This is a genomic window from Rhodococcus sp. As11, from assembly GCF_048957735.1.
GTDB lineage: Bacteria > Actinomycetota > Actinomycetes > Mycobacteriales > Mycobacteriaceae > Rhodococcus > Rhodococcus gordoniae.
Genome location: NZ_JARDJE010000002.1, coordinates 187,978 through 206,371, shown reverse-complemented (window position 1 = coordinate 206,371; position 18,394 = coordinate 187,978). Strand labels below are relative to the sequence as shown.

21 protein-coding genes are annotated in these 18,394 nt (G+C 69.4%); 18 read left to right on the top strand and 3 right to left on the bottom strand.

Translation table 11 applies throughout. The features are described 5' to 3' along the window. Positions 1 to 14 precede the first annotated feature (14 nt). From PV766_RS03390 to PV766_RS03360, 7 genes are read left to right on the top strand one after another with little or no spacing between them, the layout of a single operon-like run. Positions 15 to 1,160: an ABC transporter substrate-binding protein gene (locus tag PV766_RS03390; RefSeq protein WP_241384268.1), complete on the top strand. Its 1,146-nt coding sequence runs from the start codon at positions 15 to 17 to the stop codon at positions 1,158 to 1,160. Next, positions 1,141 to 2,235, top strand: coding sequence for a FecCD family ABC transporter permease (locus tag PV766_RS03385; RefSeq protein ID WP_421096396.1), 1,095 nt, complete (start codon positions 1,141 to 1,143; stop codon positions 2,233 to 2,235). The genes PV766_RS03390 and PV766_RS03385 overlap by 20 nt, the downstream gene beginning before the upstream one ends. Further along, positions 2,228 to 2,983 (top strand): ABC transporter ATP-binding protein, encoded by a 756-nt coding sequence (locus tag PV766_RS03380; RefSeq protein WP_421096395.1) that lies wholly within the window; start codon positions 2,228 to 2,230, stop codon positions 2,981 to 2,983. The genes PV766_RS03385 and PV766_RS03380 overlap by 8 nt, the downstream gene beginning before the upstream one ends. Continuing rightward, positions 2,980 to 3,597 (top strand): hypothetical protein, encoded by a 618-nt coding sequence (locus PV766_RS03375; protein WP_421096394.1) that lies wholly within the window; start codon positions 2,980 to 2,982, stop codon positions 3,595 to 3,597. Before PV766_RS03380 ends, PV766_RS03375 begins: the two co-directional genes overlap by 4 nt. Continuing rightward, positions 3,594 to 4,232 carry a hypothetical protein gene (locus tag PV766_RS03370; RefSeq protein ID WP_421096393.1) on the top strand — a complete coding sequence of 213 codons (639 nt, stop codon included), beginning with the start codon at positions 3,594 to 3,596 and terminating at the stop codon, positions 4,230 to 4,232. The genes PV766_RS03375 and PV766_RS03370 overlap by 4 nt, the downstream gene beginning before the upstream one ends. A 7-nt stretch (positions 4,233 to 4,239) precedes the next feature. Beyond that, positions 4,240 to 4,731 carry a hypothetical protein gene (locus PV766_RS03365; RefSeq protein WP_421096392.1) on the top strand — a complete coding sequence of 164 codons (492 nt, stop codon included), beginning with the start codon at positions 4,240 to 4,242 and terminating at the stop codon, positions 4,729 to 4,731. 25 nt (positions 4,732 to 4,756) lie between these two features. Beyond that, entirely contained in the window at positions 4,757 to 5,416 is a 660-nt protein-coding gene (locus PV766_RS03360) for an O-methyltransferase (protein ID WP_421096391.1), read from the top strand. 8 nt (positions 5,417 to 5,424) lie between these two features. Here the strand turns inward: PV766_RS03360 and PV766_RS03355 are convergent, their stop codons facing one another. Together PV766_RS03355 and PV766_RS03350 are read right to left on the bottom strand one after the other, a co-directional pair. Further along, positions 5,425 to 5,868 carry a ferritin-like domain-containing protein gene (locus PV766_RS03355; protein ID WP_421096390.1) on the bottom strand — a complete coding sequence of 148 codons (444 nt, stop codon included), beginning with the start codon at positions 5,866 to 5,868 and terminating at the stop codon, positions 5,425 to 5,427. After that, on the bottom strand, positions 5,865 to 6,356 hold the full coding sequence (locus tag PV766_RS03350) for a hypothetical protein (protein ID WP_207213518.1): 492 nt from the start codon (positions 6,354 to 6,356) through the stop codon (positions 5,865 to 5,867). The genes PV766_RS03355 and PV766_RS03350 overlap by 4 nt, the downstream gene beginning before the upstream one ends. Before the next feature lie 156 nt (positions 6,357 to 6,512). On the opposite strand from PV766_RS03350, the gene rimP reads away from it, so the two are divergent. The 11 genes from rimP (at position 6,513) to truB (ending at position 17,560) form a co-directional block, all read left to right on the top strand. Continuing rightward, positions 6,513 to 7,112 carry a ribosome maturation factor RimP gene (gene rimP / locus PV766_RS03345; protein ID WP_421096389.1) on the top strand — a complete coding sequence of 200 codons (600 nt, stop codon included), beginning with the start codon at positions 6,513 to 6,515 and terminating at the stop codon, positions 7,110 to 7,112. Further along, positions 7,109 to 8,137, top strand: a complete 1,029-nt coding sequence (gene nusA / locus PV766_RS03340) for a transcription termination factor NusA (protein WP_064063396.1) — start codon at positions 7,109 to 7,111, stop codon at positions 8,135 to 8,137. The genes rimP and nusA overlap by 4 nt, the downstream gene beginning before the upstream one ends. Positions 8,138 to 8,181: 44 nt before the next feature. Continuing rightward, positions 8,182 to 8,490, top strand: a complete 309-nt coding sequence (locus PV766_RS03335) for a YlxR family protein (RefSeq protein WP_421096388.1) — start codon at positions 8,182 to 8,184, stop codon at positions 8,488 to 8,490. 204 nt (positions 8,491 to 8,694) lie between these two features. Then, positions 8,695 to 11,592, top strand: a complete 2,898-nt coding sequence (gene infB / locus PV766_RS03330; RefSeq protein ID WP_115311442.1) for a translation initiation factor IF-2 — start codon at positions 8,695 to 8,697, stop codon at positions 11,590 to 11,592. A 143-nt stretch (positions 11,593 to 11,735) separates the two neighbouring features. After that, the gene (locus tag PV766_RS03325) at positions 11,736 to 12,026 is read left to right on the top strand and encodes a DUF503 domain-containing protein (protein WP_064065123.1); all 291 of its coding nucleotides are present in this window, start codon (positions 11,736 to 11,738) and stop codon (positions 12,024 to 12,026) included. A gap of 53 nt (positions 12,027 to 12,079) precedes the next feature. Then, complete coding sequence (gene rbfA / locus PV766_RS03320; RefSeq protein ID WP_064065124.1) at positions 12,080 to 12,538, top strand: 30S ribosome-binding factor RbfA; 459 nt, start codon at positions 12,080 to 12,082, stop codon at positions 12,536 to 12,538. A 28-nt stretch (positions 12,539 to 12,566) separates the two neighbouring features. Beyond that, positions 12,567 to 13,574 (top strand): DHH family phosphoesterase, encoded by a 1,008-nt coding sequence (locus tag PV766_RS03315; RefSeq protein ID WP_421096485.1) that lies wholly within the window; start codon positions 12,567 to 12,569, stop codon positions 13,572 to 13,574. Positions 13,575 to 13,657: 83 nt separating this feature from the next. Next, positions 13,658 to 14,989 carry an MATE family efflux transporter gene (locus PV766_RS03310; protein WP_421096387.1) on the top strand — a complete coding sequence of 444 codons (1,332 nt, stop codon included), beginning with the start codon at positions 13,658 to 13,660 and terminating at the stop codon, positions 14,987 to 14,989. A gap of 5 nt (positions 14,990 to 14,994) precedes the next feature. After that, on the top strand, positions 14,995 to 15,933 hold the full coding sequence (locus PV766_RS03305; RefSeq protein ID WP_421096386.1) for a metallophosphoesterase family protein: 939 nt from the start codon (positions 14,995 to 14,997) through the stop codon (positions 15,931 to 15,933). A 41-nt stretch (positions 15,934 to 15,974) separates the two neighbouring features. Further along, positions 15,975 to 16,637 (top strand): 4'-phosphopantetheinyl transferase Npt, encoded by a 663-nt coding sequence (npt, locus tag PV766_RS03300; protein WP_421096484.1) that lies wholly within the window; start codon positions 15,975 to 15,977, stop codon positions 16,635 to 16,637. Next, the gene (gene truB / locus PV766_RS03295; RefSeq protein WP_064065125.1) at positions 16,637 to 17,560 is read left to right on the top strand and encodes a tRNA pseudouridine(55) synthase TruB; all 924 of its coding nucleotides are present in this window, start codon (positions 16,637 to 16,639) and stop codon (positions 17,558 to 17,560) included. The genes npt and truB overlap by 1 nt, the downstream gene beginning before the upstream one ends. A gap of 136 nt (positions 17,561 to 17,696) precedes the next feature. On the opposite strand, the gene PV766_RS03290 is transcribed toward truB, so the two are convergent. Further along, positions 17,697 to 18,389: a metal-dependent transcriptional regulator gene (locus tag PV766_RS03290; protein ID WP_255162687.1), complete on the bottom strand. Its 693-nt coding sequence runs from the start codon at positions 18,387 to 18,389 to the stop codon at positions 17,697 to 17,699. Between the last annotated feature and the right edge of the window lie 5 nt (positions 18,390 to 18,394).

Here is an 18,394-nt window from a genome sequence, read left to right as displayed (position 1 = left end):
AACGGATGGTGGATATGAGATCGACGGTGCGGCGGGAGATGCGGCAGCGGGGCGTGGCGTCGTCGTCCCGGTGGGTCGCCGCGGGACTCATCGGTGCTCTCGCCTTCACGGCCGGATGCTCGAGTCGCGACACCCAGGAGGCCGGCGCATCGACCGCGGGTGACGCCGTCACGATCGTCGACCAGCGAGGCGAGACGATCACCCTCGACGGCCCTGCCGAGAAGGTGGCCTTCACCGTCATGCCCGCCCCCTCTATCTTCGCGGCGGTCGACCGGAGCTACGACCGTATCGTCGGCATCAACCAGTCCACACTCGTCGCGAACCAGGGCGGCATGTTCGCCACCATGTTCCCGGCATCGGCCGAGTCGACCACCGTGGCCGGAAGCGACTTCGTGCCCAACGTCGAGACGCTGCTCGAACTCGACCCCGACGTCGTCGTCCAGTGGGGCGATCGTGGTCCCGACGTCGTCGAACCCATCGAGTCCGCCGGTTTCCCCGTGGTCGGACTCGAATACGGCACGCAGGAGGACCTGGAAGCGTGGATCACGCTGTTCGCGCAGATCGCAGGCAAGCCCGAGCGTGGTGAGGAACTCGTCGCCTGGCAGCGCGCCGAGATCGAGGAGATGCGCGAGAAGGTCGCCGGACAGGACGCCCCGCGACCGCGCGCGATGATCCTCTCGCGCAACGGCGACGCCTACAGCACGACGAGCGCCACCGGATACGACGGTTTCCAGTTCGACCTCGTCGGGGCCGATCTCGTCACCGAAGGGTTCGTCTCGGATTCCGGCCAGGTCAGCCCCGAGCAGATCCTCGCCTGGGACCCCGAGGTCATCATGCTCAGCGGCTTCGACCAGAGCACCCCGGCCGACATCTACGCCGACCCGCGACTCGCCGGTGTGAGCGCGGTGCAGAACGGCCGCGTCTACAAGACCCCGCTCGGCGGTTACCGCTGGCAGGTCCCGAGCGCCGAGTCGCCCCTGATGTGGGAGTGGATGTTCCGCATCCTCTACCCGCAGGAGCAGACCGGTGAGTTCCGCGACGACATCCGCGCGGCCTTCGACGACCTGTTCGCCTACGAGATCTCCGAGGACGAGATCGACCAGGTGCTGCGCTTCGACCTGAACCGGGACGCCGCGAGCTATGACCAGTTCGCACGTTGACTCGGCAGCCCCCTCTGCCCCCGGGGCGCCGATCCCGGCGCCCCGGCCGGTGAAGTGGGGCCGTAATCCGCTGATCATCGCAGGCTTCACCGCGCTGCTCGTGGTGGTCGCCCTCGTCGCCCTCGCGGTGGGACGCTATTTCGTTCCCCCGAACGAGATCGTCCGACTGCTCGCAGGCCAGATCCTTCCGCTCCGCGAGACCTGGACGCAGCAGGAGAGCACGGTCGTCCTCGACGTCCGTCTGCCTCGCGTGCTGCTGTCCATCCTGATCGGTGCCGGACTGGCGCTCACCGGCGCCGTGATGCAGGGGGTCTTCCGCAACCCCCTCGCGAGCGCGCAGATCCTGGGAGTGTCCTCCGGTGCCTCCTTCGGAGGCGTGCTGGTGCTGCTCGTCGGGCTCGGCGGAATCACCCTCGTCGGAGGCGCTTTCGTCGGCGGTGTGATCGCTCTGCTTCTGGTCCTCGCGATCGCGCGGGCCGTCCCGGGAGCACCACTGCTCATGATCATCCTCGGCGGGACCGTCGTGGGCGCGATGTTCCAGGCGATGGTCTCGTTCATCACCTATATCGCCGATCCCTACAGTGAACTGCCGTCGATCGTCTTCTGGCTCATGGGATCTCTCGCCACCGCCGGCTACGGGAAACTCGCGATCGCCGCGGTGCCGATCCTTCTGCCCGCCCTCGTGGTACTCGCGCTGCGCTGGCGCCTGAACATCCTGTCGATGGGAGACGAGGACGCCGTCGCTCTCGGTCTGCGCCCGCAACGCCTGCGGCTGCTGCTGCTCGGCTGCGTCGCGATGATCACCGCCGCTGCGGTGGCGGTCTCGGGTGTCATCGGATGGGTGGGCCTGGTCGTGCCGCACCTGGTGCGCATGATGATCGGCACCGACAACCGGATGGTGCTGCCCGTCAGCGCGCTGCTCGGCGCCGCCTATCTCACCGCCATCGACACCCTGTCGCGCGTGCTCAGCACCGCCGAGATCCCGATCGGCATCCTCACCGCGATCATCGGTGCGCCATTCTTCGTCGCCCTGCTGATCCGCAACCGAACCCGACTGTGGGGTAGCGATGCTTGACGCGAAATCCATCTCGTTCCGGTACTCGGCCAAGGGGCCGTGGATCTTCGAGGACGTCACGGTCACCGCGTGCGCCGGTGAGGTTCTCGCTGTGCTCGGGCCGAACGCGCGCGGCAAGACGACGATGCTCAAGTGTCTGTCCGGCCTGCTCACACCGGTCACCGGGACCGTCACGTCCTCGGGCACCATCGGATACGTGCCGCAGAGTCATGCGGTGGCGTTCTCGTTCACCGTGTTCGACATCGTGCTCATGGGACGCGCCCGCAAGGTGCGCATCTACAGCAGCCCCACGAATGCCGACCGTGACGCCGCTCTGGACGCACTCGGTCGCGTCGGCATCCTGCATCTGGCCACTCGCGATTACGGCGGTCTGAGCGGGGGCGAACGGCAGCTCGTCCTCATCGCCCGGGCCCTGGTGTCCGGCTGCGACACGATCGTGCTCGACGAGCCGGCCTCCGCCCTCGACCTGCGGAACCAGGCACGTGTGCTCACCGTTCTGCGCGGCCTGGCCGACGACGGGATGGCCGTGGTCATGACGACCCATCATCCCGATCACGCCCTGCACATCGCCGAGCGTTCGATGCTCATGGTCTCCGCTGACGACCAGCGGGTCGGTGCCACCCGGGAGCTGCTCGGCGACGAGTTGCTCAGTGAGATGTACGGCGTGCCGATCGTCACCGCCGACGTCGCGACACCGAGTGCACTTCGGCGGCTGACGGTTCCGGATTTCGGAAGGGGGATCGCATGAGCGTCCTGAAAGCGGTGATGGCGCCGCGCGACGGTGCGCTGGTCGACGGCTTCCGTGAGATCGACGTCTACGACCTGCCGTCCGCGTGCGGGCCCGCGGTCACCGGAATCTACTTCACCGGCGACGTCGATCAGGAATATCTGTTCGACAACCGCGACGTGCTCGACGCGTTCGTCGCCCGAGGCGGCAGAGTTCTGATCAACGGTCACGTCCAGCGGATCTTTCTCACCGGCCTCACACGGTGGCGCAAGCTCGAATTCCGCAACCCCTCGGATCTCGCCTTGAGCCGGGTGAACGAGCATCCGGTCTGGGCCGGGATCGATCCGAAGGCCTTGCTGTACAACAGCGGTCGCCGGGAGCCGGTGCCCTTCGAGGAACTCGAACGCATCGGCGTGGCCGGTTTCTACGGCCGCGGATGCTATCTCGACATGCCCGACGGCGCACAGGTGGTGCACACCCTCGGACGTACCCACGCGCCGATCGACTACGAGTACCGACTCGGCCGGGGACGGGTCCTCGTGCACGGCGGCAACGACCTGCTGCAGTTCGCCGGTGAGCACCGGGGCACCGCGCATCTTCGTACGCAGATCCTCGACTGGCTGGAGGGCCGATGAGCCGAGCGACCCGAACGAACCCGGCACCGGCGGTCGCCTTCCTGCACGGCGGCAGCCACAGTCACCTGGCGACACTGGCCGACCCCGCCCTCGCGCCCTACCGGATGCGCGCGGTGCACGCCCGCACCGGCGTACCCGAGGACATCGCAGGCTCCGATGTCGTGGTCGTCGCCGACCGGTTGCGGCCGGACCTGCTGTCCGGATGGGCAGCGGCGGTGAAGGATGCCCTGGAACGAGGCGCGACGGTCGTCGTCTTCGGTGAGAACCACGTCCAGGACTGGCTGGGAGTGCCCGAACAGCCGCGGCCGACCATCTTCTGGTGGTGGCGCACCGGTGAGGACCACCGGGTGCGACTGCAGGCACCGGACCATCCGGCCTGGGGATTCTTCTCCGACCGCTCGGTGATCTGGCACTACCACGGCGTGCTCCAGCCCCCGCCCGGTGCAGTGAGTCTGGCGGATCTGAACACCCCCAACGGCGAACGGGACGGTTCGATCCTGTTCGTCGACGAGACCAACCACCGCGGCCGCCTGCTGGTGACCACGATGGATCCGGTCTACCACCACGGTTCGGGATTCATGCCCGGTGCCACCCGATTGCTGTACTCGGCCCTGCACTGGGCCACGAGAGGATAGGACGCGCGTGCTCACCGTCTACGAGTCGGGACACCCGATCGAATTCACCTTCGCCGACCTGATGAAATATCACGGTCCCGAGTTTCCCGGGGGAGTGGCTCACGGCTTCACCGTGATGCGGCACGCCCTCTCGGTCCTCGGCGACGTCGAGCGCCGGGAAGTTCGGGTGCGCACCGCCTTCCCCGGCCCCGGAGGACGTGACGCCGTGGAGATGGTGCTGCGTGCCGTCACCGACGGGCGGTATGTCGTCGATCCGGAACTGGCTGCGACCGAACGCGGCGCCACCCTCGCCCGCTACGTCTGGCAGTTCACCTGGCGCGAGCGCAGTGTGACCCTGCAGATCCGCGACGACGGGCTCGTCACCGACGAGTTCATCGCGCTCGGAGCCAAGCCCGGCCGCACCGACGCCGAGAACGCACGGCTCACCGTGCTGAAGCAGGAGATGACCGATCGTCTACTCGCTCGTGAGGTGGGCGCCGTGTACGAAGTGGTGGCGTGACCCGCCCCGAACCACAATGAGGTGCATGGCCGACAACTGGAGTGCGACCGACCACTACCTCACCGACACGCTGATCGGCGACGACCCCGCGCTGAGTTCGGCGCTCGACGCGAACGTCGCAGCGGGACTGCCACCGATCGATGTCTCCGCCCCGCAGGGCAAGTTCCTGCACCTGCTCGCGCGGATGCGGGGTGCCCGCCGTGTCCTGGAGATCGGCACGCTCGGCGGATACTCGACCATCTGGCTGGCCCGGGCGGTCGGGACGTCCGGCCGGGTGATCACGCTCGAATACGAGCCGAAGCACGCCGAGGTGGCCCGCGCCGATCTCGACCGCGCCGGGGTCGGTGACCGCGTGGAGATCCGCGTCGGCCCCGCTCTGGACTCGCTGCCGGGCCTGGTCGCCGAGGGCCCCTTCGATCTGGTGTTCGTCGACGCCGACAAGGAGAACAACAGCAACTACGTGCGGGCGGCGCTCCGGCTGTCGCGGCCGGGCACCGTGATCGTCGTCGACAACGTGGTGCGGGCGGGCGGCATCACGGACCCGGACAGCGACGACGAACGCGTCCGTGCGTCCCGGGAGGTGCTCGAACTGCTCGCCCGCGAACCGCGCCTCGACGCGACGGCGCTGCAGACCGTCGGGACGAAGGGCCGGGACGGTTTCGCGATCGCCGTCGTGACCGAGTGACCTTCGGCTCAGGGCTGCCCGGGGAAGGCCACCGACGGCACGACTCCACGGCTCTGCCGCCAGCGCGCCGCCCGTAGGGCCGCTTCGGTGAGGGCGCCCACGGCGGTGGCCCGGGTGGACTCGCTGCGTGACCGTTCCACGACCGACCGCCAGGCGACCGCCGTGTCGCTCTCGATCTGCTCGGCGAGCTGGGCGGCGGACGCGGGGTCGGTCACCGGGAACGGCACGGTGTAGCCGGGGGCGGCGACCGGGGGATCGATGCTCGCGGCGCGCAGCGCTTCGGCCGTCGCATCACGTCGTGCGCGGTGGGCGGCGGTGTCCTCCGCCACCGCATCCGCGCGGGCGGGATCCGCGAAGGCCGCGATCACGCCGTATCCGAAGACCGCGGCGTGTTCGGCCTCGAGTGCGTCGACGAGAGCCTGCTGTTCGGAACCGGGTTCGGGGGAGCTCACGGCAACATCACCGCCGTCTGCACGGCGCAGGACGCACTGATCGAGGCGAGCAGGCCGGCGCGGTAACCCGAGAGCGTGCGTGCGAGATCCGCGGCTTCGCGCTGCGACCGGTTCAGCCGTTCACGGAGTTCCCCGACGTTCGGGAGCTCACCGGTGGGTGTGGTGGCGGTGGTCGACGGGGGAGTGAAACTCGTGGTGGCGCCTTCCATCCGGGCGATCTCGGTCTCGAGCGCATCGGCGTGGGCGGTCCGCTCCGCCGCGATCGTGGTGAGCGCTGCGGACAGCTCCGGCGACCGGGCGAGCAGCGCGGTGGCGATCGCGGCATCGGTGCGGGCCCGGGTCGCCTGGCCCGCCAGCGGATCGGGTTCGGCGGCATCCTCGTCGGAAGCGCCGCACGCGGTGATCGTCGTGATTCCGAGCCCACAGACGGCGGCCGACGACCATCGCAGGACGGTTCGTCGGGAGACGGCGGGTCGGTCGAGTGGCATCGGCACCGGACCATCCTGCCAGTCGCGTCGCCGGGAGAAGGACGCCGCCCTGGTCACGACAGCACGAAACGCGGGTTAGGCTTGAAGTCTGCCGGTACGCATCCGTTCCGGCCCGCTGTCCGCTGCGACCACAACTGAACGAGGAGCCTGCCCGCCATGCCTGTGCCGCCCCCGGAGAGGATCGTCGAGCTCGTCTCCGATCTGCTCGCCAGAGAGGGATACGACCTCGAGGACGTGGTGGTCACGGCCGCCGGAAAGCACAGTACGGTGCGTCTGCTCGTCGACAGCGACGCAGGTCTCGGTCTCGACGAGGCGGCCCGCCTGAGCAGGGTGGTCTCCGAGTCCTTCGACGAGGTGCCGGACTTCGGCGAGTCGCCCTACGTGCTCGAGGTCACCAGCCCCGGTATCGGTCGGCCCCTGACCGAGGCCCGCCACTGGCGGCGCGCCCAGGGCCGCAAGGCGAAGGTGGAACTGGCCGACGAGACCCTCGTCGCACGCATCGGCGAGCTCGTCGGAGACGAGATCAGACTCGTGCTGCCCGATCGGTCCGGGCCGGTGGTCCGTTCGGTCCCGCTCGCCGCGGTGCACAGAGCGGTGGTGGAGGTGGAGTTCTCCCCGCCGCCGCCGAGGGAACTCGAGCTCGCGGGTGGGGTTCCGGACGGCCGGGTCGCGGCCGGGGAGCTCGCCGAGGGACCCGAGGACGAGACCGGCAGCGACGATCACGACGAGACGAACGAAACGAAGGTGGACAAGTGAATATCGAGATCGCTGCCCTGCGCATGCTCGAGGCGGAGAAGAACATCCCGTTCGACGAGCTCATCGCGACGCTCGAGACGGCCCTGCTCACGGCCTACCGGCACGTCGACGGACACCAGCCGCACGCGCGGGTCGTGGTCGACACGAAGACCGGCGCCATCCAGGTCCTGGCAGAGGAACGCGACGCCGACGGCAACCTGATCGCCGAGTGGGACGACACCCCCGAGGACTTCGGCCGGATCGCGGCGACCACCGCGCGTCAGGTCATCATGCAGCGCATCCGCGACGCCGAGCACGAACAGCGCTTCGGTGAGTTCGCGACCCACGAGGGTGAGATCGTCAGCGGCGTCGTGCAGCGCGACTCGCGTGCCAACGCCCGCGGCATGGTCGTCGTGAAGATCGGCGGCGAGACGAACAACGCCGAGGGGCTCATCCCGCCGGCCGAGCAGGTGCCGGGGGAGTCCTACGAGCACGGCGACCGCATCAAGTGCTACGTCGTGGGCGTCTCCCGTGGACAGCGCGGCCCGCAGATCACCCTGTCGCGGACGCATCCCAATCTGGTGCGCAAGTTGTTCGCCCTCGAGGTCCCGGAGATCGCCGACGAGTCGGTGGAGATCGTCGCGGTCGCCCGTGAGGCCGGGCACCGCTCGAAGATCGCCGTGCACTCGACCGTCCCCGGTCTCAACGCCAAGGGTGCGTGCATCGGCCCGATGGGGCAGCGGGTGCGCAACGTGATGCGCGAACTCGGCGAGGAGAAGATCGACATCATCGACTACGACGAGGACCCCGCGAAGTTCGTGGGCAACGCACTGTCGCCGTCGAAGGTGGTGTCGGTCACGGTCGTCGACCCCGACGCGCGCGCTGCCCGGGTCGTCGTTCCCGACTTCCAGTTGTCCCTCGCGATCGGCAAGGAAGGGCAGAATGCCCGGCTCGCGGCCCGCCTGACCGGCTGGCGCATCGACATCCGCAGCGACGCCGCGCCCGCCGGGAAGGACGATTCCCACGGCGGCTCGACAGGCTCGTAGGAGTGGGATGCGGGATTCCGGGCAAAACAGCGGTACAGTGGTCGATGGTTCAGCATGACCTGTCCTCGAACGACGGGGAACGTGCCTCTACGGTGCGTACCTGTGTCGGATGTCGGCAGCGAAGGCTGACTGCCGAACTGCTCCGGGTGGTGGCGCGCGATACGGAACCGTCAGGTTTCGCCGTGATTCCCGATCCGCGACGCAGGCTTCCCGGGCGAGGTGCGTGGTTGCATCCCACTCCGGAATGTCTGGAACTGGCGGTTCGGCGTCGAGCATTCGGCAGGGCACTGCGCGTGACCGGGTATCCGGACACCACAGCGCTGGATCAGCTGGTCGGGTCCACGGCACAGTGATCACGGACGCATCGAGTCGGCCTCGGCCGGGTACGACGATCGTGGGAACGACGACGAGGAACACCAACAGTGACATCGCACTCTGAGAAGAACAGGCACGAACACTCATGAGCACACCGTGAAGCACCAGCGATGAACGTCCATCGGAGATAACCCGAGGTCGTGCGGGCAGTCGGCCGCTCGACCTCATCAGTGAGGAGAGCAGTGGCAGGCAAGGCCCGCGTGCACGAGTTGGCGAAAGAACTCGGTGTCACCAGCAAGGAACTACTCGCACGCCTGAAGGAACAGGGCGAGTTCGTCAAGTCCGCGTCTTCGACCGTCGAACCGCCGGTCGCGCGTCGTCTGCGCGAATCGTTCGGCAAGACCGAAGGCGACGGCGCAGCCGCTAAGGCTGCACCCACCCCCGCACCGAAGCCCGGTGCCCCCCGGCCGGGTCCCCGGCCCACTCCTGCGAGCCCGGCCCCCGCGGCCGAGACCGCGCGTCCCAAGCCGGGCGCGCCGAAGCCGGCCGCTCCCAAGCCGGCTCCGGCACCGGAGGAGAAGCCCGCGGCTCCCGCGCCGCAGGCGCCCGCCGCCGAGGCGGCACCCCAGGCCCCGGCTGCGCAGGCGCAGGCTCCCAGCCCGACGCCGCAGGCCCCCGCGGCCAAGCCCGGCCCCAAGCCGGCCGGTCCGCGTCCGGGTCCGAAGACCCCACGCGTCGGTAACAACCCGTACTCCTCGGCTCCGGCCGAGCGTCCCGCTCCGCGTCCGGGTGGACCGCGTCCCGGCCCGGGCGGACCGCGTCCGGCTCCCGGTCAGGGCGGCCCCCGCCCGACGCCCGGACAGGGACGTCCCGCGGCGGGCCCCGGTGGCCCGCGTCCCGCTCCCGGTCAGGGCGGCCCCCGGCCGGCTCCCGGTCAGGGCGGTCCTCGTCCCGCTCCCGGTCAGGGCGGACCCCGTCCGTCCCCGGGTTCGATGCCTCCGCGCCCCAACCCGGGTGCGATGCCGCAGCGTGCTGCACGTCCGGCCGCGTCCGGTCGCCCGGGTCGCCCCGGCGGAGCTCCCGGTGGACGTCCCGGCGGCGGTGGCGGCGGTTACCGCGGTGGCGGTGCCGGTGGCGGCGGCGGCGCACCTGCCGGTGCAGGCGCTCCCGGTGGTTTCCGTGGTCGCCCCGGTGGCGGCGGCGGTGGCCGCGGTCGCGGCGGTGCAGCCGGCGCGTTCGGTCGTCCCGGTGGTGCTCCGCGTCGTGGTCGCAAGTCGAAGCGGCAGAAGCGGCAGGAATACGATTCGATGCAGGCGCCGTCGGTCGGCGGCGTGCGGTTGCCGCGTGGCAACGGCGAGACCATCCGTCTCGCTCGCGGCGCGTCGCTGTCGGACTTCGCCGAGAAGATCGATGCCAACCCGTCGGCCCTGGTGCAGGCACTGTTCAACCTCGGTGAGATGGTCACGGCCACTCAGTCGGTGAACGACGACATCCTCGAGCTGCTCGGCTCGGAGATGAACTACGTCGTGCAGGTCGTCTCGCCCGAGGACGAGGACCGCGAGCTGCTCGAGTCGTTCGACATCCAGTACGGCGAGGACGAGGGCGGCGAGGAAGACCTCCGCCAGCGTCCGCCGGTGGTCACCGTCATGGGTCACGTCGACCACGGCAAGACCCGCCTGCTCGACACGATCCGTAAGGAGAACGTCGGCGAGGGCGAGGCCGGTGGCATCACCCAGCACATCGGTGCCTACCAGGTGATGACGCACCTCAACGGTGAAGATCGCCTGATCACCTTCATCGACACCCCGGGTCACGAGGCGTTCACCGCTATGCGTGCTCGAGGTGCCAAGTCGACGGACATCGCGATCCTCGTGGTCGCCGCCGACGACGGCGTCATGCCGCAGACGGTGGAGGCGATCAACCACGCGCAGGCCGCGGACGTCCCGATCGTGGTCGCGGTGAACAAGATCGACAAGGAGGGTGCCAACCCTCAGAAGATCCGTCAGCAGCTCACCGAGTACGGGCTGGTCGCGGAGGAGTACGGCGGCGAGACCATGTTCGTCGACATCTCCGCGAAGCAGAACCTGCACATCGAGCAGTTGCTCGAAGCGGTGCTGCTCACCGCTGATGCGGCACTCGATCTGCGTGCCAACCCGGACATGGAGGCGCAGGGCGTCGCCATCGAGGCGCACCTCGACCGCGGTCGCGGTCCGGTGGCCACGGTGCTCATCCAGCGCGGCACCCTGCGGGTCGGCGACTCGATCGTCGCCGGCGATGCCTACGGCCGCGTGCGCCGCATGGTCGACGAGCACGGTGAAGACGTGCTCGAGGCACTGCCGTCGCGTCCGGTCCAGGTCGTCGGCTTCACCTCGGTGCCCGGCGCCGGCGACAACCTGGTCGTCGTCGAAGAGGACCGCATCGCGCGTCAGATCGCCGACCGGCGTAATGCCCGCAAGCGCAACGCGCTTGCAGCACGCAGCCGCAAGCGCATCAGCCTCGAGGACCTCGATGCCGCGCTCAAGGAGCACAACGAGCTCAACCTCATCCTCAAGGGCGACAACTCGGGTACCGTCGAGGCCCTCGAAGAGGCGCTCATGGGTATCGAGATCGACGACGAGGTGCGCCTGCGGGTCATCGACCGCGGTGTCGGTGGCGTCACCGAGACCAACGTCAACCTCGCTGCCGCGTCGAACGCCGTGATCATCGGCTTCAACGTCCGCGCCGAGGGCAAGGCCACCGAGCTCGCGAACCGCGAGGGTGTCGACATCCGCTACTACTCGGTCATCTACCAGGCGATCGACGAGGTGGAGAAGGCCCTCAAGGGCATGCTCAAGCCGATCTACGAGGAGGTCGAGCTCGGCCGTGCCGAGATCCGCGCGATCTTCAAGTCGTCGAAGATCGGCAACATCGCGGGTTGCCTCGTGCAGTCCGGCATCGTCAAGCGCAACGCGAAGGCCCGCCTCATCCGCGACAACAACGTCGTGGCCGAGACGGTCACCATCTCGTCGCTGCGCCGCGAGAAGGACGACGTCACCGAGGTCCGCGAGGGCTTCGAGTGCGGTATGACGGTCACCTACTCCGACATCAAGGTCGGCGACGTGATCGAGGCGTACGAGTTGCGCGAGAAGCCGCGCGACTGATCCACCCGCGGCCGTGGCGGTGAACGATTCGTCGTTCGCCGCCACGGGCGTGTCGGGATGCCCGACTCGGCCGGCGCACCGTCGGCCCGGTCGGCCGTCGAGGTGCACCGGCACCGAGGCGTCGACGATGACGGGAGCAACGGATGTACCTGGGAGCACTCGAACTCGATCTGCTGCTCGGTGACGTGCATTCGCTCAAACAGAAGCGCTCGGCGATCCGCCCGGTGGTCGCCGAACTGCGCCGACTCGGGGTGTCCGTCGCCGAAACCGGGGAACACGATCTGTACCGCCGTGCGCGGGTGGGTGTGGCGGTTGTCGCCTCCGATCTCGCGCACGTGGGGGAGATACTGGACAAGTGTGAGCGGCTGGTCGCCCAGCGGCCCGAACTCGATCTGCTGTCGGTCAGGCGCAGGTTGTTCGGGCCCGAGGACTGATCCCGGCCGCACGACGGGCCGCCGGCCGGCGGCCACAGAAGGGAACGAACGACATGGCCGATCCAGCACGGGCCCGCCGCCTCGCGAAGCGCATCGCCACCATCGTGGCCACCGCCATCGATCTCGAGATCAAGGATCCGCGGCTCGAGTTCGTGACGATCACCGACGCGAAGGTCACCGCGGATCTGCACGACGCCACCGTGTACTACACGGTCCGGGGCGCGGATCTGAACACCGAACCCGATCACGCCGCCGCCGCCGCGGGGCTCGAGAAGGCCAAGGGTGTGCTCCGCTCGAAGGTGGGTGCGGGCACGGGCGTGCGGTTCACCCCCACGCTGACGTTCGTCACCGACACGGTGCCCGATACGGCCCGTCACATGGAGGAACTCCTCGAGCGTGCTCGCGCCGCCGACAACGAGGTCGCCCGTGCTCGCGAAGGTGCCGTTCCGGCCGGCGACGCCGATCCCTACAAGGAGCCCCGTGAGCGCGACGCCGGTGACGACGACGAATAGCACACCGGTGCCCGAGTCGAACCCGCCGGTGATCCCCTCGCGCCGGGACGATGCCGGCGTCCCGCTCGTCCCGGCAGGATCCGTCGACCTGCACGGTGCCGCCGCTCTGCTGGACGCGGCGGCCACCGTCACGGTGCTGTGCCACATCAATCCCGACGCCGACACCCTCGGCAGCGGTCTGGCTCTCGGGATCGCCCTCGAACGGCGCGGGGTCGCCGTGCAGGTGGCCTTCGGTTCGCCCGCGAGCATGCCCGAGTCGATGCGGTCGCTGCCGGGCGGGCACCTGGTCACCCCGGTGGCGGACGTGCGCCGAGAAGTCGATCTCGTGGTCACCGTCGACTGCGGCACCGCGGGCCGTCTCGGTGTCCTGCGCGACCGCCTGGACACCGCTCCGAACGTCCTGGTGATCGACCATCACCTGTCCAACACCCGGTTCGGCACCCACAACCTCATCGATCCGGAGTCCGAGGCCACGGCGATGGTGCTCGCGGACCTCTTCGATGCGTGGGGTGTCGACATCGACGCCGCGCTCGCGCACTGCCTGTACGCGGGACTGGTGACCGACACCGGATCGTTCCGGTGGGGACGCCCGCAGGCCCACGGACTCGCCGAGCGTCTCCTCGCCACGGGGATCGACGGCACCTCGATCACACGGGTGCTGCTCGACACCCATCCTTTCGGGTGGCTGCCGATGCTGTCGTCGGTGCTGGCCACGGCCACGCTCGACCGCGCCGCAGCGCAGGGCAAGGGACTGGTCTACGCGTTCGTCCGACGGGCCGACTCGGCGCATCTCGGCCCGGAAGAGGTCGAAAGCGTCATCGACATCGTGCGCACCACCGCCGAAGCCGAGGTCGCCGCGGTGTTCAAGGAGGTCGTTCCCGAGGAGTGGACCGTCTCGCTGCGCGCGAAGACCTCGGTGGACGTGTCGGCCGTCGCCACCGTGCTCGGCGGTGGAGGGCATCGCCTGGCCGCGGGATACACCGCCCACGGCGACCCCGATCGGATCGTCGCCGCACTGCGCGGCGTGCTCGGTTGACGGTGCCCGGCGGGTCGGCCGCCCCGGATCCGCCCGGCGCGTCCTGCAGCTCGGACACGCCCGACGGGTCCTTCACCTCGGACGTGACGGGACGGCGCATCCTCGGTCTCGCCGTGCCCGCTCTCGGAGTCCTTGCAGCCGAACCGCTCTACCTTCTCTTCGACATCGCCGTCGTCGGCCGGCTCGGGGCTCTGCCCCTGGCAGGCCTCGCGATCGGCGGGCTGATCCTCGCACAGGTCAGCACCCAGCTCACGTTCCTGTCGTACGGGACCACCTCGCGGGCGGCGCGCTTCCACGGCTCCGGCCGGCACGGCGACGCGGTCGGCGAAGGTGTGCAGGCGACCTGGCTCGCGATGATCGTCGGACTGGCGATCCTGATCGCCGGTCAGGCGCTGGCCGGACCCGTCGCACGATTGCTCGCGGGCGATGCCGAGATCGCCGACGCGGCGGTGTCGTGGCTGCGTGTCGCGCTGTTCGGGGCACCCCTCATCCTGGTCGGTCTGGCCGGCAACGGCTGGATGCGCGGCGTCCAGGACACGATGCGGCCGTTGAGCTTCGTCGTCGCGGGTCTCGCCCTGTCGGCGGTGCTGTGCCCGGTACTGGTCCACGGTCTGCTGGGAGCTCCCCGATGGGAACTCGTCGGTTCCGCCGTCGCCAACGTGATCGGGCAGTCCGTGACGGCCGTCCTGTTCGTGATCGCCCTGCTGCGGTCGGGCGTCCCGCTGCGACCGAACCCCACGGTGATCGGCGCGCAACTGCGCCTCGGACGCGACCTGATCGCCCGCAGTCTCGCGTTCCAGGCGTGTTTCCTGTCCGCGGCAGCGGTGGCGGCCCGATTCGGTGCCGCCGCGGTGGCCGGTCACCAGGTCGTGCTGCAGCTGTGGAATTTCGTGACGCTGACCTTGGACTCGCTGGCGATCGCCGCGCAGGCCCTCGTCGGCGCCGCGCTCGGCGCGGCGGATCGGCGGGGCGCGTCGCGGCTGGCGTGGCGCCTGTCGGTCTGGTCCGCGATCTTCGCCGCGGTCCTGGCCGTGATCTTCGTACTCGGCCGGGACGTGATTCCGGGTCTGTTCACCGACGATGCCGCGGTGCTCGACCAGATCGGTGTCGCATGGTGGTTCTTCGTGGCGATCATGCCGCTCGCGGGAATCGTTTTCGCGCTCGACGGAGTTCTTCTCGGTGCCGGGGACGCGGCGTTCCTGCGCACCGCGACGCTGGCCTCGGCGTTGTTCGGGTTCCTGCCGTCGATCTGGTTGTCGCTCGCGTACGACTGGGGTCTGGCGGGTATCTGGACGGGGCTTACGGTGTTCATCGTGTTCCGGATGATCGCCGTCGTATGGCGCACGCTCTCGGGACGATGGGCGGTGACGGGTGCGGACCGGCAGGTGCGTGTCCACGACGAGTCGGGAGGTTAGTGCCGGTGGCAGCGAAGCTGTGGGCGATCAGCGATATCCATGTGGCCCATCGGGGCAACCGGCCGGTCACCGAGGATCTGCATCCCGAGTCGCCCGACGACTGGCTGATCGTCGCGGGCGATGTGTCGGAGAAGACCGACGACATCCGATGGGCGCTGTCACTGCTCCGCAGCCGCTTCGCGAAGGTCGTCTGGGTACCCGGCAACCACGAACTGTGGACGACCGCCAAGGACCCGGTGCAGATGTTCGGGGTCGCCCGCTACGACTACCTCGTGACGATGTGCCGCGAACTCGACGTGCTCACCCCGGAGGATCCCTATCCGATCTGGGAGGGGGAGGACGGTCCGGTGGTGCTCGTCCCGATGTTCCTGCTCTACGACTACTCGTTCCTCCCGGACGGCACCACGACGAAGGCGGACGGCCTCGCGCTCGCGCGGGAACGCAACGTCGTCGCGACCGACGAATTCCTGCTGAAGCCGGATCCGTACGTCACGCGCGACACCTGGTGCCGGGTACGGGTGGAGCAGACCCGGGCGCGACTCGACGCGCTCGATCCCGCGCTGCCCACGGTGCTCATCAACCACTTCCCCCTGGTACGCGAACCCACCCGGATGCTGTTCTACCCCGAGTTCGCGCTGTGGTGCGGCACCACCGAGACGGCCGACTGGCACCTGCGTTACCGGGCGCTGTGCAGCGTCTACGGTCACCTGCACATTCCGCGGACCACCTACTACGACGGTGTGCGCTTCGAGGAGGTCTCGGTCGGTTATCCGCGCGAATGGCAGCGACGCGGTCTCCCGCAGCAGCCGTTGCGGCAGATCCTCCCCGTCCCGGCGTATCCGCCGGGCAGCCTGAACAAGTGGGGCGGTCACTTCACCGTGACCCCCGAGATGGAAGCCGAGGTCGAGAAGATGCGGGCTCAACGAGAGAAGGAGTTGTGGTGACGGAACCGGACACCGAGCAGAAGACGGATACGCCCGGGGCGCTGATCGGGCGCATCGTGCCGGACGGCGTCGCTGCAGCCGAGTTGTTCGAGGACCCACCGGGACTGCGGCCGCATCCCCAGGAGGAGCGGCTCGTGGCCCGGGCGGTGGACAAGCGGCGACGTGAGTTCGCCGGTGCCCGCCACTGTGCTCGGGAGGCCATGCGCACCCTCGGCGTCGACCCCGCGCCGGTGCTGCGCGGAGAGAACGGCGATCCGATCTGGCCGCGCGGCGTCGTCGGCAGCCTCACCCATTGCGACGGCTATCGCGGTGCCGTGCTGGGCTATTCGCTGCAGATCCGCTCGCTGGGCATCGACGCCGAACCGCACGACGTGCTCCCCGACGGGGTGCTGCCCGCGGTGAGCCTCGAACCCGAACGCGAATGGCTCGCATCGGCCGGCGACGACCTGCACTGGGACCGCCTGCTGTTCTGCGCCAAGGAGGCCACCTACAAGGCGTGGTTCCCGCTCACGCGGCGGTGGCTGGGCTTCGAGGACGCCCACATCACGTTCGAACGCGACACCAGCGCGGACGCGACGACCGGTACCTTCCACTCGCGGTTGCTCGTTCCGGGCGACACCGTCGACGGGGAGCCGCTGACCGGCTTCGACGGCCGGTGGCTGATCGCCGACGGTCTCGTCCTCACCGCGATCACGGTGCGCTGATGAACGACACCGTATCCCCGGAGGAACATCCGGCTCTCGCCCGTGCGGGTCTGCTCGTCGTCGACAAACCCGCCGGCATGACGAGCCACGACGTGGTGGCCCGCTGCCGCCGACTGCTCGGCACACGCAAGGTGGGGCACGCGGGCACACTCGACCCGATGGCGACGGGTGTGCTCGTCCTCGGCGTCGAACGCGCCACGAAACTGCTCGGGCTGCTCGCGCTGACCACCAAGTCGTACAGCGCGACCGTGCGTCTCGGCCAGAGCACCGTGACCGACGACGCCGAAGGTGAGACCGTCGCGACGGCGGACGCCACCTCTGTGACCGACGAGCAGATCGCCGAGGCCGTCGCCGTGCTGACCGGCGACATCCAGCAGGTGCCCGCCAGTGTCAGCGCCATCAAGATCGACGGGAAACGTGCCTACGCCCGTATGCGGGAGGGGGAAACGGTCGAGCTGAAGGCCCGGCCGGTGACGGTCTCCCGCTTCGACGTCCGCGCACGCCGCGATGTGCCCGAGAACGGGTTCGTGGACCTCGACGTCGACGTGGACTGCTCGTCCGGCACCTACATCCGCGCGCTCGCACGCGATCTCGGTGCGGCCCTCGGAGTCGGTGGTCACCTGACCGTGCTGCGCCGCACGCAGGTCGGCCCGTTCGACCTCGGGCACGCCCGCACGCTCGAGCAGCTCGCGGACGATCCGACACCGAGCCTGGACATCGACGCGGCGGTACGCACCGCCTTCGAGTGCCGGACCATCAGCGACGAGGAGGCGGGTCTGCTCGCGAACGGCCGTTGGCTCGAACCCGTCGGACTGCGCGGTGTCTACGCCGCCGTCGACTCCCGGGGACGGGCAGCGGCGCTCCTCCAAGAGAAGGGCAGCCGCGCGTCGGCCGTCTTCGTGGTGCGGCCCGCCAACATGTGATCGGACAGGCCCGCCACACGGACCGCGGGCTCGCAACACTGTCGGCCGACGACGGTGGTGTGAGCCTTCTGCCGCTGGTGTGAGCCTGCCTGTGTCGTGAGCTCCGCCTGCGTTGTGAGTTCTGCCCCGGACGGGGTCAGACGAGCCAGATCGCCTCGGCCGCCGGATGACCGAGATCGATCGTGGGTCCTTCGGCCCTGCCCAGCCGAATCGAGATGGTGCCCGCGAAGTCTCGGCGTTCGAGCACGGTGATGTCGGTGTCCAGCGCGATGCCCACCTCGTCGAAGTAGCGCAACATGGCCGGGTCGGAGTCGGAGATGCGGGCCACCCGTCCGTGGTCGCCGTCGCGGAACTCGCTCAGGGCGCGGGCCGGCGGTGAGGGGATCGTGCCGTCGGGTGACGGGATCGGGTCGCCGTGCGGGTCGCGTTCGGGATGACCGAGTTTGGCGTCGATCGCCGCGACCATCCGTTCGGACACGGCGTGTTCCAGGATCTCGGCTTCGTCGTGGACCTCGTCCCACCCGTAGTCGAGCTCGCGGACGAGGAACGTCTCGATGAGGCGGTGGCGGCGGACCATCGCCACCGCGGCCTGGCGCCCCTCGTCGGTGAGGGAGATCGCACCGTAGCGTTCGTGGTCGACGAGTCCCTGATCCGCGAGGCGGCGCACCGCTTCGGACACGGTGGACGCCGACACGCCGAGCTTCTCCGCGAGCAGCTTGGTCGAGATCTTGTCTCCGGACCACTCCTGGACCGTCCACATGATCTTGAGATAGTCCTGCGCCACCGAGGACAGCAGTTCGGTCGCGGTGGTCTCGTTACTCTCAGGCACGCGTC

Excerpts from the sequence above, each read along its gene's own strand:
- PV766_RS03390 (WP_241384268.1), top strand. The coding sequence starts at position 15 with ATGAGATCGACGGTGCGGCGGGAGATGCGGCAGCGGGGCGTGGCGTCG.
- PV766_RS03385 (WP_421096396.1), top strand. The coding sequence starts at position 1,141 with ATGACCAGTTCGCACGTTGACTCGGCAGCCCCCTCTGCCCCCGGGGCG.
- PV766_RS03380 (WP_421096395.1), top strand. The coding sequence starts at position 2,228 with ATGCTTGACGCGAAATCCATCTCGTTCCGGTACTCGGCCAAGGGGCCG.
- PV766_RS03375 (WP_421096394.1), top strand. The coding sequence starts at position 2,980 with ATGAGCGTCCTGAAAGCGGTGATGGCGCCGCGCGACGGTGCGCTGGTC.
- PV766_RS03370 (WP_421096393.1), top strand. The coding sequence starts at position 3,594 with ATGAGCCGAGCGACCCGAACGAACCCGGCACCGGCGGTCGCCTTCCTG.
- PV766_RS03360 (WP_421096391.1), top strand. The coding sequence starts at position 4,757 with ATGGCCGACAACTGGAGTGCGACCGACCACTACCTCACCGACACGCTG.
- PV766_RS03350 (WP_207213518.1), bottom strand. The coding sequence starts at position 6,356 with ATGCCACTCGACCGACCCGCCGTCTCCCGACGAACCGTCCTGCGATGG.
- rimP (WP_421096389.1), top strand. The coding sequence starts at position 6,513 with ATGCCTGTGCCGCCCCCGGAGAGGATCGTCGAGCTCGTCTCCGATCTG.
- PV766_RS03335 (WP_421096388.1), top strand. The coding sequence starts at position 8,182 with ATGGTTCAGCATGACCTGTCCTCGAACGACGGGGAACGTGCCTCTACG.
- PV766_RS03325 (WP_064065123.1), top strand. The coding sequence starts at position 11,736 with ATGTACCTGGGAGCACTCGAACTCGATCTGCTGCTCGGTGACGTGCAT.
- rbfA (WP_064065124.1), top strand. The coding sequence starts at position 12,080 with ATGGCCGATCCAGCACGGGCCCGCCGCCTCGCGAAGCGCATCGCCACC.
- truB (WP_064065125.1), top strand. The coding sequence starts at position 16,637 with ATGAACGACACCGTATCCCCGGAGGAACATCCGGCTCTCGCCCGTGCG.